This is a genomic window from Leuconostoc gasicomitatum LMG 18811 (assembly GCF_000196855.1).
Classification (GTDB): Bacteria; Bacillota; Bacilli; order Lactobacillales; family Lactobacillaceae; genus Leuconostoc; species Leuconostoc gasicomitatum.
In genome coordinates, this window is sequence record NC_014319.1 from 423,730 (window position 1) to 441,148 (window position 17,419).

Sequence of the window (17,419 nt, forward strand, 5' to 3'; positions counted from 1 at the left end):
AAGAGCTATAACTTGCAAATTTTGTAATAAGGTGCATAGTTAAGGTAGACTGTGCAAGTTGTCTGACATGGTCAAAAACTGAAAATAAGGATCATGATAATGAAAAAACACGGCTTAACTGAAAAAGAACAAGGCGAAGCATTGACTGCTGCCGCCGAAATTATTAATATTCCCTACACATTTGAAAGCCAAGCACCTTTTCGCGTATGGATTGATAAAGATGAAAACATTTACGTTGATATTAAATCAGCTGCTGTAGGCTTTCGTGCAGAGCTAAATTATGGTGATATTGGCGTTGCAACACTCAAAAATAATGTTGATGTGCCAACTTCTGATGACTTGATGTCCTTGGTGGAACAATTAATTGATGATGATGTGCAGGACTTTTTGTTAGGATTTGCTATGGACGCACCAGTGCGTGACAATGGCGAGTATGCTAGTAGTTTGCGTGAAGCTTTCCAAGCCTTCACTACTAAATAATTTGTAGTCTGTTATAAAAATTAAGATGCGAGAAACCGTTTGGGGTTGTTTTCTGGTAAAATGTTTTATTAGAGGTTTAAATTAAGAATGACACCAAAACAGTTTTTAGATTTAGTTGAAATTCGCGTGGTAATTCCTAGCGTTGCACCTTTGATGGTTGGCTTGGCGTATAGTCAATGGCAGTATGCTCGCGTTAATTGGTTGAATGCAATATTATTAATTATTGCGACCATCAGTGTACATCTGGCAGTTAATACATTTAACCGATATGAAGATGCCAAACGTCAAAAATCCAATGAATTTTTACGTGAAAAGGCGCAAGGTGAGGTAATAACTAATAAGCAAGTGCTTCATGTTGCTGAAACTTTAGCTGGTATTGCTGTGTTAGCTGGGATCGCTGTTGCGTTAAGAACGGATTATATTACGTGGATTATCGGTATTATTAGTTTTTTGATTGGCTATCTATATTCTGCTGGTCCAAAACCAATTACAAATACACCGTTTGGTGAAGTTGTGTCTGGTATAACAATGGGATATTTCATTTTTATCGCACAAGTTTACGTTAATACACGTATGGTACCCACAATAAATGTCTTGTTCCAATGGTTAATTGTTAGTTTACCTTTAACTATTTTCATTGCTGAAATTATGTTTGCTAACAACATTGCAGACCACGATGAGGATGAGGAAAATCAACGGCAAACACTTGTCCATTACCTTGGCATGGCGTCAAGTAAAAAAGTCTATATGTTTTGGACTATTGCTGCTTTTATTGAGGTTATAATTGCGACATTAGTTGGCTGGTTACCGATTACGAGCTATGCTATGGTAATATTATTGCCAATTGTCATTAAAAATGCTCGTGCATTTATTAGACGACCAGTGAAGCAAGAAACCTTTGTTTTGGCCATTAAAAACTTGGTCATTGTGATGTGCGGCATGACAATAGTTATTTTAGCTGGTATATGGTTATAAAAAAAGCCCGTTAGGGCTTTTTTAGTTAAAACGTTGTAAATTTTCAATACTGATCACTTCAAAGTGTCTTTTTTCTAAATGTTTCACGAGTTTTTGTAATGTGATGCTATCAAATACAAGTGGTAAAGTGAACATTAACGTAATGGTGCCATTTGATGGCTGTAAACTTAACACGGATTCAATATTTGAATATTTAGCTATGATTGTTGAAATTTTTTTAAGATCGCCTTGTGCCTTATGTGTTGCAACAGAGAGGGCAACACCACCAGTGCGAACAGACCAGCTTTGTGATAATAAATCCATTAATGCATCGTGCGTGAATATACCGGTAAAATGGTGATTATCATCTAATACAGCAATAAAAGGCAGATCACGGATGGCAAAAAAAACTTCATAAAATTGGCTTGTTGTATAAATAAATTTAGTCGAATTGCGCATAATAGTCGTGACTGGCAGGTTCATATCACCATTTTTAGCGATATGTTCGTAAACATGTTGCTTATAAACGTTGCCACGAAAAAGGTTGCCAGATTCATCTAAAATTGGCATAGTACGCGTATGTGACTCGCTTGGTGAATTAAATAAATCGTTCACTTGTGCAATAGTTGTATTTTCAGTCACAGTAGTTAGTTTTGACTTTGGGGTGATTAAACTTTCATGGAGCATATACTTATCCTAAAATTAATTTTTTTATCATTAAATAGCCATATATCATGATAACACAGAATTCTGTTATACTGGTAATTAAGATTGAGAATTTTAGTAAGGAAACGCGTATAATTAATATGAAATATATCATTGGATTAGGTAATATTGGTTTAGAATATGATAAAACAAGGCATAATATTGGATTTATGGCTATTGATGCCTTTGCGTCAGCGCATAGTGTGTCATTTGCACCTAGCAAACAATTTGCTACAATAGCGAAGTTAACTGTTGATGGTGAGCAAGTAGTACTTGTTAAGCCAACGACGTATATGAATGACTCTGGTAAAGCAGTTCGCGCAATATTAGATTACTATGGGGGTGACATCAACACTGATGTGATGGTGTTAGTTGATGATATGGATTTACCTTTTAGTAAATTGCGTTTTCGCGCAAAAGGGTCAGCAGGTGGTCATAATGGTTTGAAATCCATCATGGCACATACTGGTTCACAAACATTCTTACGACTTAAGTTTGGTTTAGGGCATCCAAATCATGAACAGCAGGCAGTCATTCATTATGTTCTAGGCAAATTTTCACGCGCTGAAACAGATGATGTTAATCATATGTTAGATCGTAGCACGCTGGCAATAGAAGAATGGATTCAAGGTAACAGCGTATCAGAATTGAGTAATAAATATAACGGCTAATATTTAAGAACGATTTAACGCGTATATCAAACGACTGATAGGGGAACAAGTTTTAAAGTATGTTAACTCATTTTTTAGCGCAATCAGATACAATTAAACATCTTAACGAGCAAGCAGCTGATGGTTCTTCACAGCTGCTTTTAGGCGTCAATGGTAGCGCTCGAGCTGCGAGCGTCGCAGCCTTATATGAAGCAAATCCACGTCAAATGTTAGTCGTTACAGACACACAAGTACATGCTGATCAACTATTTTCCGAGTTATCAAGTCTGATGACAAGTGTTTTTAATTTTCCGGCAGAAGAGTCTTTGGCAACAGAAATTGCTATTAGTTCACCTGACTTACGATTGCAACGAGTTGCTAGTTTATTAGCCTTGAGAAAAGGCGAGGCAAAGGTTATTGTGACAAGCTTAGCCGGAGTTGAACGTTTATTACCTAGACCAGAAACAGTTGATGCGGCGAAATTGTCATTAACAGTTGGTCAAACTTATCAGTTAAATGATATAAAAAAAACCTTAATGATGATGGGTTACACACCTACAAAATTAGTTCAAGGTGCTGGTGAATTCGCACAACGTGGTTCTATTATTGATATTTACCCATTGACTAGTGATGAGCCTATTCGTTTAGACTTTTTTGATGATGAATTGGACCAATTGAAAAATTTTGATGTATCGACACAAAAAAGTACGACTGTACTTAAAAAATATCATGTGCAGCCAGCGACTGATTTCATTGTGTCAGAGACGCAGTATGATATTGCTAAACAAACGATTGAGACGGCATTTAATAACTATCGCAAAGAGTTGACTGGTGTTGCAAAAAAACATGCGACAGAAGGATTTGCAGCAACACAACATGTGTTAAATGAGCATGGACGTGTGAACCAATTATTACCTTATGCGACCCATTTTTTTGATGGTGAAACAACTTTATTGGATTATTTTTCGGATGATGTTTTGGTCTTTGTGGATGAATTCACGCGATTAAAAGATATGCAGATCCAACAGTTAACTTATGATCAAGAATGGTTAGACAAACAGTTATCAACCTATCAACTCATTCCTGGACAAGTGTTACGCGCAGATTTTGCTGATTTGTTAACGCAAAATAAAAGTGCGGTTATTTATTTAGCAAATTTTCAACGTGGTTTGAATAATATTAAGTTTACCAATATTGAAGAAGTCACTACGCGACCGGCTAACCAATACTATGGTCAAATTGAGACACTTAGAACTGATTTACAGTATGCACAAGATGCGGGTATGACAGTTATTTTATTGATTAACGATGAAAAACAAAGCCACCATCTCAGCGAGTCTTTAAGTGATTTTAAGGTACCAATTATTGAAACCCGTCAGGTTCAACCAAATCAGGTGCAGATAATGAAAGGCAACCTGGCCATAGGATTTGAATGGCCTAAATTACATTTAATCGTATTAACAGCACATGAATTATTTACTCAAACTCGGCAAGTGGCGCCAAGACAGCGTAAAATTAATAATGCGGAGCGTTTAAAGTCATATAGTGAATTAAATGTTGGTGACTACGTTGTTCATATCAACCATGGCATTGGTCGTTATGAAGGTTTACAGACAATGACAGTCGATGGTGGCAAACAAGATTATTTATCTATTGCCTATCAAAAAAATGCTAAGATTTTTATTCCAGTCACGCAGTTGAATTTAATCCAGAAGTATATTGGTGCGTCAGATGCTGCAAAAGCACCTAAATTAAATAAACTCGGGGGTGTTGAATGGGCTAAAACTAAGCGCCAAGTTGCTGCAAAAATTGAAGATATTGCTGATGATTTATTAGAGCTTTATGCCAAGCGTGAAGCACAACAGGGCTATGCTTTTCCGCCAGATGATACAGAACAATTAAAATTTGACATGGCATTTGGTTATCCAGAAACACCAGATCAAATCCGCTCGATTGAAGAAATTAAAGTTGACATGCAAAAAGTGCGACCAATGGATCGTCTGTTAGTAGGGGATGTTGGCTTTGGCAAAACAGAGGTGGCTTTGCGTGCAGTTTTTAAAGCAGTACATGCGGGAAAACAGGTGGCGTTTTTAGCACCAACAACAATTTTGGTCCAACAACATTATGAAACGATGTTAGCACGCTTCAATGATTTTCCAAATATTAAAATTGGCGTACTCAGTCGTTTCCAGACAACTGCGCAAAATAAATTTGTAATTAAACAATTAAATGAACATCAAATTGATATTGTTGTTGGCACACATCGTTTACTGAGTAAAGATGTTGATTTTTTGGATCTTGGTCTGCTAATTATTGATGAAGAACAACGTTTTGGGGTCAAGCATAAGGAGCGTCTCAAACAATTGCGTCATAGCGTTGATGTATTAACGCTAACTGCAACACCAATTCCACGAACATTAAACATGGCGATGGTTGGTGCACGTGATTTATCAATTATCGAAACACCTCCGGCTAATCGTTATCCGATTCAAACCTATGTTCTAGAGGCAGATTGGATAATTGTGAGAAATGCCATTGAAAAGGAACTTGCCCGTGGTGGTCAGGCATTTTATTTGCATAATCGCGTAGCCGATATTGATCGTGTTGCTAGTCAAATAGAGGATTTAGTACCATCTGCACGCGTTGGTGCCATTCATGGACAAATGTCTGAAACACAGTTAGAAAGTGTTTTATACGATTTTCTAAATGGTAATTATGATGTTTTAGTCACAACAACAATTATCGAAACAGGTGTTGATATTCCCAATGCAAATACGTTAATTGTTGAAAACGCAGATCATATGGGCTTGTCACAACTATATCAACTACGTGGTCGTGTCGGCCGTTCAGCCCGTTTAGCATATGCTTACTTTACTTATCCATTTTCAAGAACGCCAAGTGAAGAAGCGGAGAAACGCCTAGAAGCCATTCGTGATTTTACAGAATTAGGTTCAGGATTTCGTATTGCCATGCGTGATTTAAGTATTCGTGGCGCAGGTGATATACTCGGTAAACAACAGCATGGGTTTATTGACTCAGTTGGCTATGATATGTATACGAAGATGTTAAAAGACGCTGTTGCTACAAAACAAGGGTACACAGTGACAACAAGCAAACCGACAGAAACAGATGCTGAATTAATTCTTGGTGTATTGGCATACTTACCAGATACTTATGTGCCCGATAATGCACAAAAAATTGAGTTATATACACGTATTCGTGAAGCACGAACAGATAAAGAATTTGAAGAGATTGAAACTGATATGCTGGACCGTTTTGGTGACATGCCAGATGAAGTGGCTAGGCTATTGCTTGTTGGTCAAATCAAACAACTGGCTGATCAGGCACGAGTAACGAATATAAGACGACAGAAACAACAGCTAGTCATAATATTTAATTCTGATGCGACGGCGGCATTGGCTGGTGAAGCAATTTTTGAAACATTAGTCAATGTGCCATTAAAGGTAGCTGTGCGAACAGAGACCGGTAATTTACAAGTTAGCATCACAGTCAATGATGTGGCTGAGAGTAGTATTTGGTTGAATATTTTACGTGATTTTTTGTTGGTCGTAATCGCACGTCAACAAGTAACGAAATAAAATTTTGTCATAAAAATTAAGAATATCAAGAGGAAAAAACTATGCGTTTAGATAAATATTTAAAAGTGTCACGCTTAATTAAGCGTCGAACTGTTGCTAAAGAAATTGCTGATCAAGGCCGCATTTCGATTAATGGTAAAGTAGCTAAATCGTCATCAGATGTTTCGACAAATGATGAACTTGAGGTGCGATTTGGAAATAAAACCTTGACAGTAAAGGTAGCTAAAATTGTTGAAACAACAAAAAAAGAGGCTTCAGCTGATATGTATGAAATTGTAAGTGAGACTTTTTCACAAGATTTCCGAGAGACTAGTGATGAAAAATAACTTAATGTTTAAACAAATCTAAAGATTGTTGAAAAAATGATAAGAACATGCGACACTAGGGATAGGTAAAATTCATGTCGACTTACAACAGAAGACAATCGCATAAACAGCGTGTTAACCCAGAGATACGAGCTATTATTCGTAATTCTGAACCGGCCAATATGCAAGCTAAAAAGCATTATCAAAGGGCACATGCTAATCGTGAGAAGAAGATTCTCTTTTTTGGTGCAGTTTTTGCAACAATATTTGCGATACAATTATTAATCAGCCAAGTTAAATTGCATACGGCAAATGTGACGTTAACCGCTTCTCAAGATCGTTTAACAGCTGTTCAAAAAACAAATAGTGACTTGAAATCTAGTCGAAAACGTTTAGATGATCCCACTTACTTACAGCAAATTTTACGTGATAAATACGGTTACACAAAGCAAGGTGAGATAATTTATAACTTGCCATCAGATAATAATTAACTCAGCACCTAATTGGTGCTTTTTCTATAATGACTAAAAAAATTCAAAAACAATTACAATTATATCATTGGGAAGCCACAGTTATTGTGGCTGTTTCTGGTGGCGTCGATTCTGTTGTGCTATTGCATACATTACGGCAACAGTTACCAGATGCAAAACTTGTTGTTGCTCATGTTAACTATCATTTACGTGAGGAAAGTGATGCGGACGAAAAATTTGTTCACCACTTAGCAGATAAATATCATGCAATATTTGAGCAAACAGCATGGCTGAATGTGCCAGATATTGCAGTAGAAAAGCAAGCACGTGATTTCCGATATCAGTTTTTTGAGCAGCTTGCTAGTAAATACCATACGACGACTGTTGTAGTTGCACATCATGCAGATGATCAAGCAGAAACGGTATTATTAAAGTTAATACGTGGTGGACAATTGATGCAATTAGCTGGAATGAGTCAACAAAACCGGCGTATTGTTAGACCTTTTTTGTGCATAACCAAGCAAGAATTGGTTAGTTATGCACAAAAGCACAACTTGAATTGGCATGAAGACAAAACAAATCATGATGCCATGTATACGCCTCGAAATTTTTTGCGACAAATCATTATCCCACAACTTAAAAAAATTAATCCCCGTGTGGTTCCTCATATTAATTCATTTGCTGAGCAAATCAAAAAACAAGATGATTTAATCACTGCTCAAGTTGAACTATATGTGCAAACAATTGAGAACAGTTGGCAAACTATTCCCAATATTTGGTTGGAGCCGACTATTAAACATTATATTCAAAAAAAGGGTATTTATCAGTTTAAACAAGCACAAATTTTGCAAGTCGTTCAGTTACTCAATAACGATAAAAAGCCCACTGGTAGGATACAATTATCGAAAAATATTAACTTTGTTAAGTCTTATCAATATATTCATCTTGAAAACAGTGCAAAAATGACAAATACACTGCAAGTTTTGCCACCAATTATGTTAAAATTAAACCAGTGGCAAAATTTCGCAGAAAACACGTTTTTGTGGACAAATTCTGAACCAAACAGTGATGAACAAAGCTTCTCATTTAATCTAGCGCAATTGCCGACGCACTTATATTTGCGTTCAGTGAAAACAAGTGATAGACTGGCACTCATATATGGACATAAAAAGTTGCGACGGTTAGCAATTGATGAGAAATTATCAACATTAGAACGTCAAGATATGCAAGTCTTGGCAAATCAAAATGATGAGGTTATCGCAGTCAAAATGCGTAAGCATTGGCGTGTGAATGTGGATTTTGTTAGCAAACAAGATGTGAAACCATATTGGTTAGCATGGCGAATTGAGGAAAAGTAGTGAATAATGATATACAAGAAGTGTTGTTTAATCAAGATAACATACACGATGCAGCAGTACGATTAGGTCAACAAATTACACAAGACTATGCTGGAGAAAAACCAGTTGTGTTGTCAGTGCTGAAGGGTGCCTATCTTTGGACAGCCGATTTATTACGCGAGGTAGATTTGTATATTGATTTAGAATTTATCAATGTTTCAAGCTATCATGGTGGTGTTAAAAGTACAGATGAAATCACCCTAGTGACTGATATTCGTTCTGATATTATGGGACGTCAAGTCATTATCTTAGAAGACATTGTAGATACTGGGCAATCTTTACTCTTTATGAAAGAGTTACTCGCAAAACGTGGTGCAGCGTCAATTAAAGTGGCCACGTTACTTGATAAAAAGGCTGGACGAAAAGTAGACATTGAGGCTGATTATGTTGGTTTCAATGTGCGCAATGAGTTTGTTGTTGGCTATGGTTTAGATTACAAAGAGTTGTATCGGAACTTGCCATATGTTGGCATTTTGAAAAAAGAAGTTTATACTAAGTAACTTCTAGAAATTGGGGAAACTTCATGAATAATAATCAAAAAGGTGGTTTCTTAAAGAGTTCTATCTTCTATGTTTTTATTTTTCTTGCTGTAGTTGGAATGATTTATGGTTTGTTTGGTAACGATAAGTCAACTTCTAAAACCTTAACATCAAGTGAATTTTTGAAAGCATTGAGTGATAAAGACCTTAAGTCAATCACAGTTCAGCCAGGTAATGGCATTTATAACATTTCTGGTGAATATAGAAAAGCAAAGACTGTTAAATCAGATAAAGGTTTTAGTATTTTACAGCAGTCACAAAAAGTCACAAAGTTTACTTCAACTGTATTACCAAATGATGCGTCATTGAAGTCAGTGACAGATACAGCTAAAACGACTAAAACTGATCTGGTAACTAAACAACAGGAATCATCTGGATTTTGGTTAAACCTCTTAGTTTCAATTGTGCCGATTATACTGATTGTTGGTGTTTTTTATCTGATGATGAGTCAAGCAGGTGGCAAGGGTGGTCAAGGCGGTATGATGAGCTTTGGTAAATCTAAAGCGAAACCGTCAGATCCAAAAGATAATAAAGTCCGTTTTTCTGATGTTGCTGGTGCAGAAGAAGAAAAACAAGAATTAGTTGAAGTTGTTGAATTCTTAAAGTCACCTAAAAAATTCGTTAGTTTGGGCGCCCGCATTCCAAAAGGTGTTTTACTTGAAGGCCCTCCGGGAACTGGTAAAACATTATTGGCAAAAGCGGTTGCCGGTGAAGCAAACGTGCCATTCTTTTCAATGTCTGGATCAGATTTCGTTGAAATGTTTGTTGGTGTTGGTGCTTCACGTGTTCGTGATTTGTTTGAAAATGCAAAGAAATCAGCGCCAGCTATTATTTTCATTGATGAAATAGATGCTGTTGGTCGTCGCCGTGGTACTGGTATGGGTGGCGGAAACGATGAACGTGAACAAACTCTGAACCAAATTTTGATTGAAATGGATGGTTTTGAAGGCTCAGAAGGTGTTATTATACTTGCTTCAACTAACCGTTCTGATGTATTAGATCCAGCCTTGCTCCGTTCAGGTCGATTTGATCGTAAAATATTGATTGGGGCACCGGATGTTAAGGGTCGTGAAGCCATACTTAATGTTCACGCCAAGAACAAGCCATTAGCTGATAATGTTGATTTGAAAGCTGTAGCGCAACAAACACCAGGTTATGTTGGTGCTGACTTGGAAAACCTTTTGAATGAAGCTGCCTTGTTGGCAGCTCGTCGTAATAAGAAAAAAGTGGATGCGGCAGATATTGATGAAGCTGAAGATCGTATCTTCCAAGGTCCAGCTAAAACAAATCGCAGCATGTCTGAAAGAGAACGGCGTACAACAGCCTATCATGAAGCAGGTCATGCTTTGGTAGGACTTATCCGTTCTGAGGCATCAATTGTTCGTAAAGTAACAATTGTACCGCGTGGCCGTATTGGTGGTTATGCTTTAATGACACCTAAGACGGATCGTTATAATTTACGCTATTCAGAGGCTAAGGAACAATTAGCTGGGTTAATGGGTGGTCGAGCAGCTGAATTATTCATGTTCAACGAAGCAAGTTCAGGTGCTTCAAATGATTTCCAACAAGCAACTGGATTGACACGTCAGATGGTTACTGCATTTGGTATGTCAGATAAATTAGGCATGGTTCAATTAGAAGGCAACGCGAGTGTTGGTTATGCTGAGCAAGCAGGAAATCGTGGCTATTCTGAAGAAACAGCGCGCTTGATTGATGAAGAAGTGCGTAGGTTATCTAAAGAGGCTTTCGAAGATGCTACAAAAATCATTTCTGAACATAAAGATAAGCTGATTGCAATTGCTGAAGCTTTGCTAGAAGTCGAAACTTTGGACGAAAAGCAAATTAAAGATATCTATGAAACAGGTAAATTTACTCGTAAAGATATTCAAGATAATGATGAGTTGGCGACAGCTAAATCATTTGATGAAGCTAAGGCAGCAGTTGACGCTAAGGATTCTGAAGCGGAAGCACGCTTTGAAAATCATGATGAAGAACCTGAAAATGATGATCATTCAGAAGCAGATCATTCAAGTGATTCTCCAAATGATGACAAAGTTGATGAAAATAAGTAAAATAAGAGTTGACGATAGCGTCAACTTTTTTATTTTAAATAATCGATAATATTTAAAAAGGAAAGGGAAAAAATGGCAGATCAATTTATTAAAACAATCACAAAAAATAAATATTTCCGTGCCTTTGCTTTGAATGGCACTAATCTTGTACGCCAAGCAACTGCAGCACATGAAACATCTCGTTTGGCCTCTGTCGTATTAGGCCGTGGCCTGTTAGCAACAAGTTTAACCGCGCAATCTGTTCTTAAAGGCGAAGAACGCATGGCAATCCAAATTAATGGCCGTGGGCCGATTGGCAATGTTGTCGTTGAAGCAGATGCCAAAGGCAGTGTACGTGGTTATGTCACAAATGACAAGCTAGCATCTATTTTTGATGAAAATAATCAATTAGATGTTGCGCAGGCGGTAGGAACTAATGGCTTTTTGCAGATTACTAAATTTGCGCCATACTCAAATCCTTATATTGGTCAAAGTCAGCTGGTATCTGGTGAAATTGGAGACGATTTCACGTATTATTTGGCCCAATCAGAACAAATTCCATCGGTTGTTGGTGTTTCTGTTTATATGAATGATGATGATTCAGTGAAATCTGCTGGAGGATTTTTAGTTCAAGCATTGCCAGATGCAACTGATGAAGCAATTGATCAACTCGAAGTAGATTTGAAAAATATGAAACCTTTGTCGGATATGTTGATTGAAAATTATACACCTTTGAAGATATTGGAAGCTATTTTTGGAGAAGGTGAAGTCGAAATTTTGCAGGTGGCGGGTGTTGGTTTAGCAGCAGAACCAACAAAAGATGCCTATAGAGAAATGTTAACAACACTACCAGCTGTTGAAATTCAAGCTATGATTGATGAAGATAATGGGGCGGAAATTGTTGGAAAGTTTTCAGGTAAACGCTATTTCTTTACACCTGAAGAACTGACAGATGTCATTTTGGAAATTAATGCCAATAATGCTGACTGATCTTTGAGATTAAGGCTGTTTTTTGGTATAGTAATTGTTAGTGAGAAATTTTAGAACTGGTCAATAGATGACGAAATAAACTGGAGGAAATGTACTCGGAACATGGTGGTTTAACGATGTATTCCAAGTGCTTTAAAAACATGGTAGAAGAAAAAGCCCTTAATGATCAAATGATGGCACGACGTCAGAAATTAGCAACGATTGTTGACGATTTACATTTAGATCCATTTGGTAAACGATTTGAACGGACAGCCAAAGCACAAGAATTGCATGATTTATATGATGATAGCAGTCTTGAAACGCTTGAAGCAGCCCAGCATGAAGTCATTATTGCTGGTCGTATGATTGCTAAGCGTGGGGCTGGGAAAGTTATTTTTGCTGATTTCAGAGATGTTTCCGGTAAAATTCAAATGTATGCCAAACGTGATGATTTAGGTGAAAATTACCCAATTATTAAACGTGCTGATTTGGGTGACTTCCTTGGTATCAAGGGTATCGTCATGAAAACAGAAGCCGGCGAATTGACAATTTTGGCAACAGAATTGACTCATTTAACAAAAGCTTTGCGGCCAATGCCCGATAAGTTTCATGGTATTGCCGATGTGGAAACACGTTACCGTAAACGCTATTTAGATTTGATTGCTAATGAAGAATCGTTTAAGAAATTTCAATTGCGTTCAAAAATCATTTCGGCTATTCGCGGCTACATGGATTCACAAGACTTTATGGAAGTTGAAACACCTATTTTACAGACTGAGGCTGGTGGTGCTGCGGCACGGCCATTTATTACACACCACAATGCTTTAAATATTGATATGTATATGCGTATTGCGACTGAACTATATTTGAAGCGTTTAGTTGTCGGTGGTTTTGAACGTGTTTATGAGATGGGGCGTATTTTCCGTAACGAGGGGATGGATCCAAAGCATAACCCAGAATTTACCACAATGGAAACCTATGCTGCCTATATGGATTTTACTGATGTGATGGATGAAACTGAGGGTATTTTCAAGGCAGCCGCGGCAGTTGTGTCTGACGATCTCAAAGTGACTTATCAAGGCACGGAAATTGATCTCGGTGTCAAGTTTGCACGCAAACACATGGTTGATTTGATTAAAGAACAAACTGGCATTGATTTTTGGCAAGAAATGACTGTTGAGGAAGCGCAAAAGTTAGCTGATGACAAACACGTTAAGTACGAAAAGTATTGGCACGTTGGTCATATTATTAACGCATTCTTTGAAGAATTTGTTGAAGATACTTTAATTCAACCAGTATTTGTTTATGGTCACCCAGTTGACGTGTCACCTTTAGCAAAGAAAAACGCTGATGATTCACGATTTACTGACCGTTTTGAGTTATTCATTATGGGTAGCGAGTACGGCAATGCCTTTACGGAATTAAACGATCCTATTGATCAACGTGCGCGTTTTGAAGCACAAGTTGCTGAACGTGAAAACGGTAATGATGAGGCTGAAAACATTGATGAAGACTTCATTGAAGCTTTGGAATACGGTATGCCACCAACAGGTGGTCTTGGCATTGGTATTGATCGCCTAGTTATGCTATTAACTGATTCTGATACAATTCGTGATGTTTTATTATTTCCAACAATGCGTTAATTGGGATTAATTAATTATCAAAAAAGCTTGACACAAACCATAGTTATTAGATATAATAATTAAGTTGTGTTAAGTAATTATTCCGACTTAGCTCAGTTGGTAGAGCACCTGACTGTTAATCAGGTTGTCGTCGGTTCGAGCCCGACAGTCGGAGTTTTATGAGAAGCAAACCTAACTGGGTTTGCTTTTTTTATGTCTTGAAAAGTATTGACAAATGAGAAGGAAACTGGCATAATTAAATAGTTGTGTTAAGCAATTATTCCGACTTAGCTCAGTTGGTAGAGCACCTGACTGTTAATCAGGTTGTCGTCGGTTCGAGCCCGACAGTCGGAGTTAGTTTTATCAGATAACTCACTGTAGTTATCTACTTGCCGATGTAGCTCAGTTGGTAGAGCACGGGTATCGTAAACCTGGGGTCGGAGGTTCGATTCCTCTCGTCGGCACTAATGACGTTATATTTGTAGAAGTAAACCTTGATTGGTTTACTTTTTTGTTTGAAGCGATAATGAACTGTTTCTGTGATATCGAAACGGCAATTTAGCATATTATGGAAATGACTTTAAGCATTCAAAGATACTAAGTTAGTTGGTGCAGTTGGAATAGATATGTTTATTAAGTGGATCAAAGCGATAACTAAAACTGAGCATAAGGTTGCATTGCCAAAACATAATTAATTTGAAAAAAGCATCTTTTTCAAGATGCTTTTAAATAGAAAATTTATTTTTATCGCTTAAAACGAATTGTAAATGTTAGTACACTAGCAGTTGCTAAAATAACCGCCACAAATGTGTAAGGTAGGTTACTACCGATATCCAAGAGGACACCACCTAACACTGGGCCAATGATATTACCGACACTGGTGAGAGACATATTCAAACCATTGATTAGTCCTTGCTGTTCTTCGTTAACATGGGACAATAAGGTTGTGATTGCCGGACGTAAGATGTCAAATCCAACGAAGGCGATGAGTGTGGCAACAAAAACTTCCCATTTACTTTGTGAAAATAAGATCCATATAATGGCTAGAAATCCTGATATAAAACTGACACGAATAACCATTAACTCACCGATATAACGTACCATTTTTTCAAAAAAGACAACCTGTATGATTAATGATAAGAAGCCGTTGACGACTAAAAACCAGGCGATTTCAGTTAAATTAAAACCGCGAACATCATGGAAATAGAGGCTAAACATGTTTTCAAATGCTGACAATCCGAATGAAGACACGAGAATCATAATGAGCAACATGATTAGCGCGACAGACCAAAATTGACCGGTTAATTTGATGTTATTATGTTGCGTTGAACTTTGTGCTATACGAATTTTTTTTTCGTCAGGCATTAAAAAAATAAAGATGAAAAAAGCAACCAGACCCAAAATCGCAGAACCAAAGAAAGGCAAGGTGTGATCGATATTCGCTAACACACCACCGATACCTGGACCCAAAATAATACCACCACTAAATGAAGCTGATAGCCAACCAATAACCCGCGCACGATTGGCACTCGTTGTCATGTTTGACGCCAGTGCAGTAATCGCTGGCATTGACAATGCTGCAGCTAATCCCCCTAAGGCACGTGCGATGTTTAGCTGCAAGAGTGAATGACCAATACCGAATGCAAACAGACCTTCTGAAACGGCAAAAAGGAGTAAACCAGCAGCAATTAGCGGTACACGCGCGAATTTGTCTGAAAAACGACCGATGATGGGTGAGGCAATAAATTGGACAGCAGCAAATAAGGCGGCCATGATGCCCATATCAGTTGCTGTGAGTGACATATCTGCTTTAATATAAGGTTCAACTGGAATAATCAAACCAATACCAAGCATAATTAAGAGTTGTGAGCCGACCAATAATATTAAGGCACGCTGTTGAATTTTTGTCATGAGAAATAAGCACGCTTTCTTTTAATTTTGTAAAAAAGTGTATAAAAAAGAGGGCGTCGCATTGACAACGCCCAGTCTACATCCACTATTGCAGGATAACGCAAACACGATTTTAATCGCGTCAGTAGCTATTACTATCTCAGAACAGAATATCATCAAAAAAAGTTGGTGTCAAGTAAATGATACTGCTGCAGTTTTAATCAGCATCGGGCAAAAAAATCAGTCAAATGATTTCTTTGCGGCACGCAAACTGGTAATATAGAAGAGTATGATTAAATGTAGTTAAAGAGGAAAAAATGGCGACAAATCAAAATCTTAATCGCACTATGACGCTAATTCCGGCAATTTCAACTGTCGTGGGAACAGTCATTGGTGCTGGTGTGTTCTATAAGGCTTCAAGTGTCGCTGATGCGACAGGCTCAACGAGCATGTCATTGTTTGTATGGTTAGTTGGTGGCTTGATTAGCTTAGCTGCAGGTTTGACAGGGGCTGAATTAGCCGCTGCATTGCCACAAACAGGTGGTATGTTGGTTTATATTGAACGCGCTTACGGTAAATTAGCCAGTTACGTACTAGGTTGGGCACAAATTATTATTTATTTTCCAGCTAGTTTGGCAGCTAAAGGCATTATTTTTGGGACGCAGGTAGCCAATCTCTTTCACTGGGGATATGTGGCTATTATTCCTTCCGGCATTGCCGCACTGGTGTCAGTTGCAGCTATTAATATGTTGGGCTCAAAAATTGCTGGTCAATTCCAATCAATTACTTTATTTTTCAAGCTAATTCCATTGGCCCTAATTATTATTTTTGGGTTATTACAGCCAGGTGGTGTTGATGTTAGTATTTTCCCAGTAACGCCAGGTCATGCGGTTGGTGGTTGGGCTTCTGCTATGGGAGCTGGATTATTAGCAACGATGTATGCTTATGATGGTTGGATTCATGTCGGTAATATTGCTGGTGAAATGAAAAATCCAACGCGTGACTTGCCGCGCGCTATTGCTGGCGGATTACTTGGTATCATGGTAATTTATTTGCTTGTGAATTATGCTTTCTTGCATGCCTTACCATTTAGTGCGATTCAAGGAAATGCTAACACTGCGATGGATGCTGCGCAACAAATTTTTGGTAGTTTCGGTGGTAAGTTGATTACAATTGGTATCTTAATTTCTATTTATGGGACGTTGAATGGCTATACAATGACCGGTATGCGCTTGCCATATGCTATGGCTTTGGAGAAAGGCTTACCTTTCTCGGCTCAGTTAGTGAAGTTAAATCGATTTCAAATACCTTATGTTGCCGGTATCTTTCAACTTGTCTTAGCGATTGGGTTAATGTTTGTTGGTGGCTTTGATATGCTAACAGATATGCTAGTTTTCGTTATTTGGTTGTTTTACACCTTGGTCTTTGTTGCAGTCATTAAGCTGCGTCATACAGAGCCTGATCTAAAGCGTCCGTATCGTGTACCATTATATCCAATTGTGCCAATTATTGCTATTTTAGGTGGTCTATTCATTATTGTGATGACACTTATGACAGAGTGGCAGTTAGCACTGATTGGTGTTGCTGCGACACTTGCAGGATTACCATTGTACTTCATCATGCAAAAGCGTCAAAAATAAATAGGTATATCAAAACGTCTTAAACTGCACCCAAAAACTGGCGTGCAGTTTAAGACGTTTTTAATTTACGTAAGTGATACAGATATTTTATTAAATTGATATGATAAAACTTAATTATTAAAACGATTTTTGTTATAATGAAGCTAAT

14 protein-coding genes and 3 tRNA genes are annotated in these 17,419 nt (G+C 37.7%); 15 read left to right on the forward strand and 2 right to left on the reverse strand.

All coding sequences use genetic code 11. The features are described from left to right. Positions 1 to 99 precede the first annotated feature (99 nt). Both LEGAS_RS02110 and LEGAS_RS02115 read left to right on the forward strand, forming a co-directional pair. A complete protein-coding gene (locus LEGAS_RS02110) occupies positions 100 to 480 on the forward strand; it encodes a hypothetical protein (protein WP_010389302.1) in 381 nt (126 codons plus the stop codon). An 87-nt stretch (positions 481 to 567) separates the two neighbouring features. Next, positions 568 to 1,455 carry a prenyltransferase gene (locus tag LEGAS_RS02115; RefSeq protein WP_010389304.1) on the forward strand — a complete coding sequence of 296 codons (888 nt, stop codon included), beginning with the start codon at positions 568 to 570 and terminating at the stop codon, positions 1,453 to 1,455. Positions 1,456 to 1,476: 21 nt separating this feature from the next. Here LEGAS_RS02115 and cbpA read toward each other — a convergent pair whose 3' ends face one another. Further along, on the reverse strand, positions 1,477 to 2,121 hold the full coding sequence (cbpA, locus tag LEGAS_RS02120) for a cyclic di-AMP binding protein CbpA (protein ID WP_013231255.1): 645 nt from the start codon (positions 2,119 to 2,121) through the stop codon (positions 1,477 to 1,479). A 119-nt stretch (positions 2,122 to 2,240) separates the two neighbouring features. Here cbpA and pth point away from each other — a divergent pair, with 119 nt between their 5' ends. The 12 genes from pth to LEGAS_RS02180 all read left to right on the forward strand — a co-directional run bounded on the left by pth (position 2,241) and on the right by LEGAS_RS02180 (position 14,205). After that, the gene (pth, locus tag LEGAS_RS02125) at positions 2,241 to 2,810 is read left to right on the forward strand and encodes an aminoacyl-tRNA hydrolase (protein ID WP_013231256.1); all 570 of its coding nucleotides are present in this window, start codon (positions 2,241 to 2,243) and stop codon (positions 2,808 to 2,810) included. A 59-nt stretch (positions 2,811 to 2,869) separates the two neighbouring features. Beyond that, positions 2,870 to 6,388, forward strand: a complete 3,519-nt coding sequence (gene mfd / locus LEGAS_RS02130) for a transcription-repair coupling factor (RefSeq protein ID WP_013231257.1) — start codon at positions 2,870 to 2,872, stop codon at positions 6,386 to 6,388. 41 nt (positions 6,389 to 6,429) lie between these two features. Beyond that, entirely contained in the window at positions 6,430 to 6,714 is a 285-nt protein-coding gene (locus tag LEGAS_RS02135) for an RNA-binding S4 domain-containing protein (RefSeq protein WP_010016338.1), read from the forward strand. Positions 6,715 to 6,788: 74 nt separating this feature from the next. Continuing rightward, positions 6,789 to 7,184 (forward strand): FtsB family cell division protein, encoded by a 396-nt coding sequence (locus tag LEGAS_RS02140; RefSeq protein ID WP_010016337.1) that lies wholly within the window; start codon positions 6,789 to 6,791, stop codon positions 7,182 to 7,184. A gap of 29 nt (positions 7,185 to 7,213) precedes the next feature. After that, entirely contained in the window at positions 7,214 to 8,521 is a 1,308-nt protein-coding gene (tilS, locus tag LEGAS_RS02145) for a tRNA lysidine(34) synthetase TilS (protein ID WP_013231258.1), read from the forward strand. Further along, positions 8,521 to 9,060 (forward strand): hypoxanthine phosphoribosyltransferase, encoded by a 540-nt coding sequence (gene hpt, locus LEGAS_RS02150; RefSeq protein ID WP_010385764.1) that lies wholly within the window; start codon positions 8,521 to 8,523, stop codon positions 9,058 to 9,060. The genes tilS and hpt overlap by 1 nt, the downstream gene beginning before the upstream one ends. Positions 9,061 to 9,083: 23 nt before the next feature. Beyond that, positions 9,084 to 11,171 carry an ATP-dependent zinc metalloprotease FtsH gene (gene ftsH / locus LEGAS_RS02155; RefSeq protein ID WP_010385766.1) on the forward strand — a complete coding sequence of 696 codons (2,088 nt, stop codon included), beginning with the start codon at positions 9,084 to 9,086 and terminating at the stop codon, positions 11,169 to 11,171. Positions 11,172 to 11,243: 72 nt separating this feature from the next. Next, positions 11,244 to 12,140 carry an Hsp33 family molecular chaperone HslO gene (gene hslO, locus LEGAS_RS02160; protein ID WP_010385768.1) on the forward strand — a complete coding sequence of 299 codons (897 nt, stop codon included), beginning with the start codon at positions 11,244 to 11,246 and terminating at the stop codon, positions 12,138 to 12,140. Positions 12,141 to 12,280: 140 nt separating this feature from the next. Continuing rightward, entirely contained in the window at positions 12,281 to 13,762 is a 1,482-nt protein-coding gene (gene lysS / locus LEGAS_RS02165) for a lysine--tRNA ligase (RefSeq protein WP_010385770.1), read from the forward strand. An 81-nt stretch (positions 13,763 to 13,843) separates the two neighbouring features. After that, a tRNA-Asn gene (locus tag LEGAS_RS02170) sits at positions 13,844 to 13,916 on the forward strand. Positions 13,917 to 14,022: 106 nt separating this feature from the next. Then, positions 14,023 to 14,095 (forward strand) — tRNA-Asn (locus tag LEGAS_RS02175). 37 nt (positions 14,096 to 14,132) lie between these two features. After that, positions 14,133 to 14,205: transfer RNA gene (locus tag LEGAS_RS02180), tRNA-Thr, on the forward strand. 280 nt (positions 14,206 to 14,485) lie between these two features. On the opposite strand, the gene LEGAS_RS02185 is transcribed toward LEGAS_RS02180, so the two are convergent. Next, positions 14,486 to 15,652, reverse strand: coding sequence for an MFS transporter (locus tag LEGAS_RS02185; protein WP_013231259.1), 1,167 nt, complete (start codon positions 15,650 to 15,652; stop codon positions 14,486 to 14,488). A gap of 296 nt (positions 15,653 to 15,948) precedes the next feature. Here LEGAS_RS02185 and LEGAS_RS02195 point away from each other — a divergent pair, with 296 nt between their 5' ends. Next, complete coding sequence (locus LEGAS_RS02195; RefSeq protein WP_010389092.1) at positions 15,949 to 17,271, forward strand: APC family permease; 1,323 nt, start codon at positions 15,949 to 15,951, stop codon at positions 17,269 to 17,271. The last annotated feature ends 148 nt before the right edge of the window (positions 17,272 to 17,419 follow it).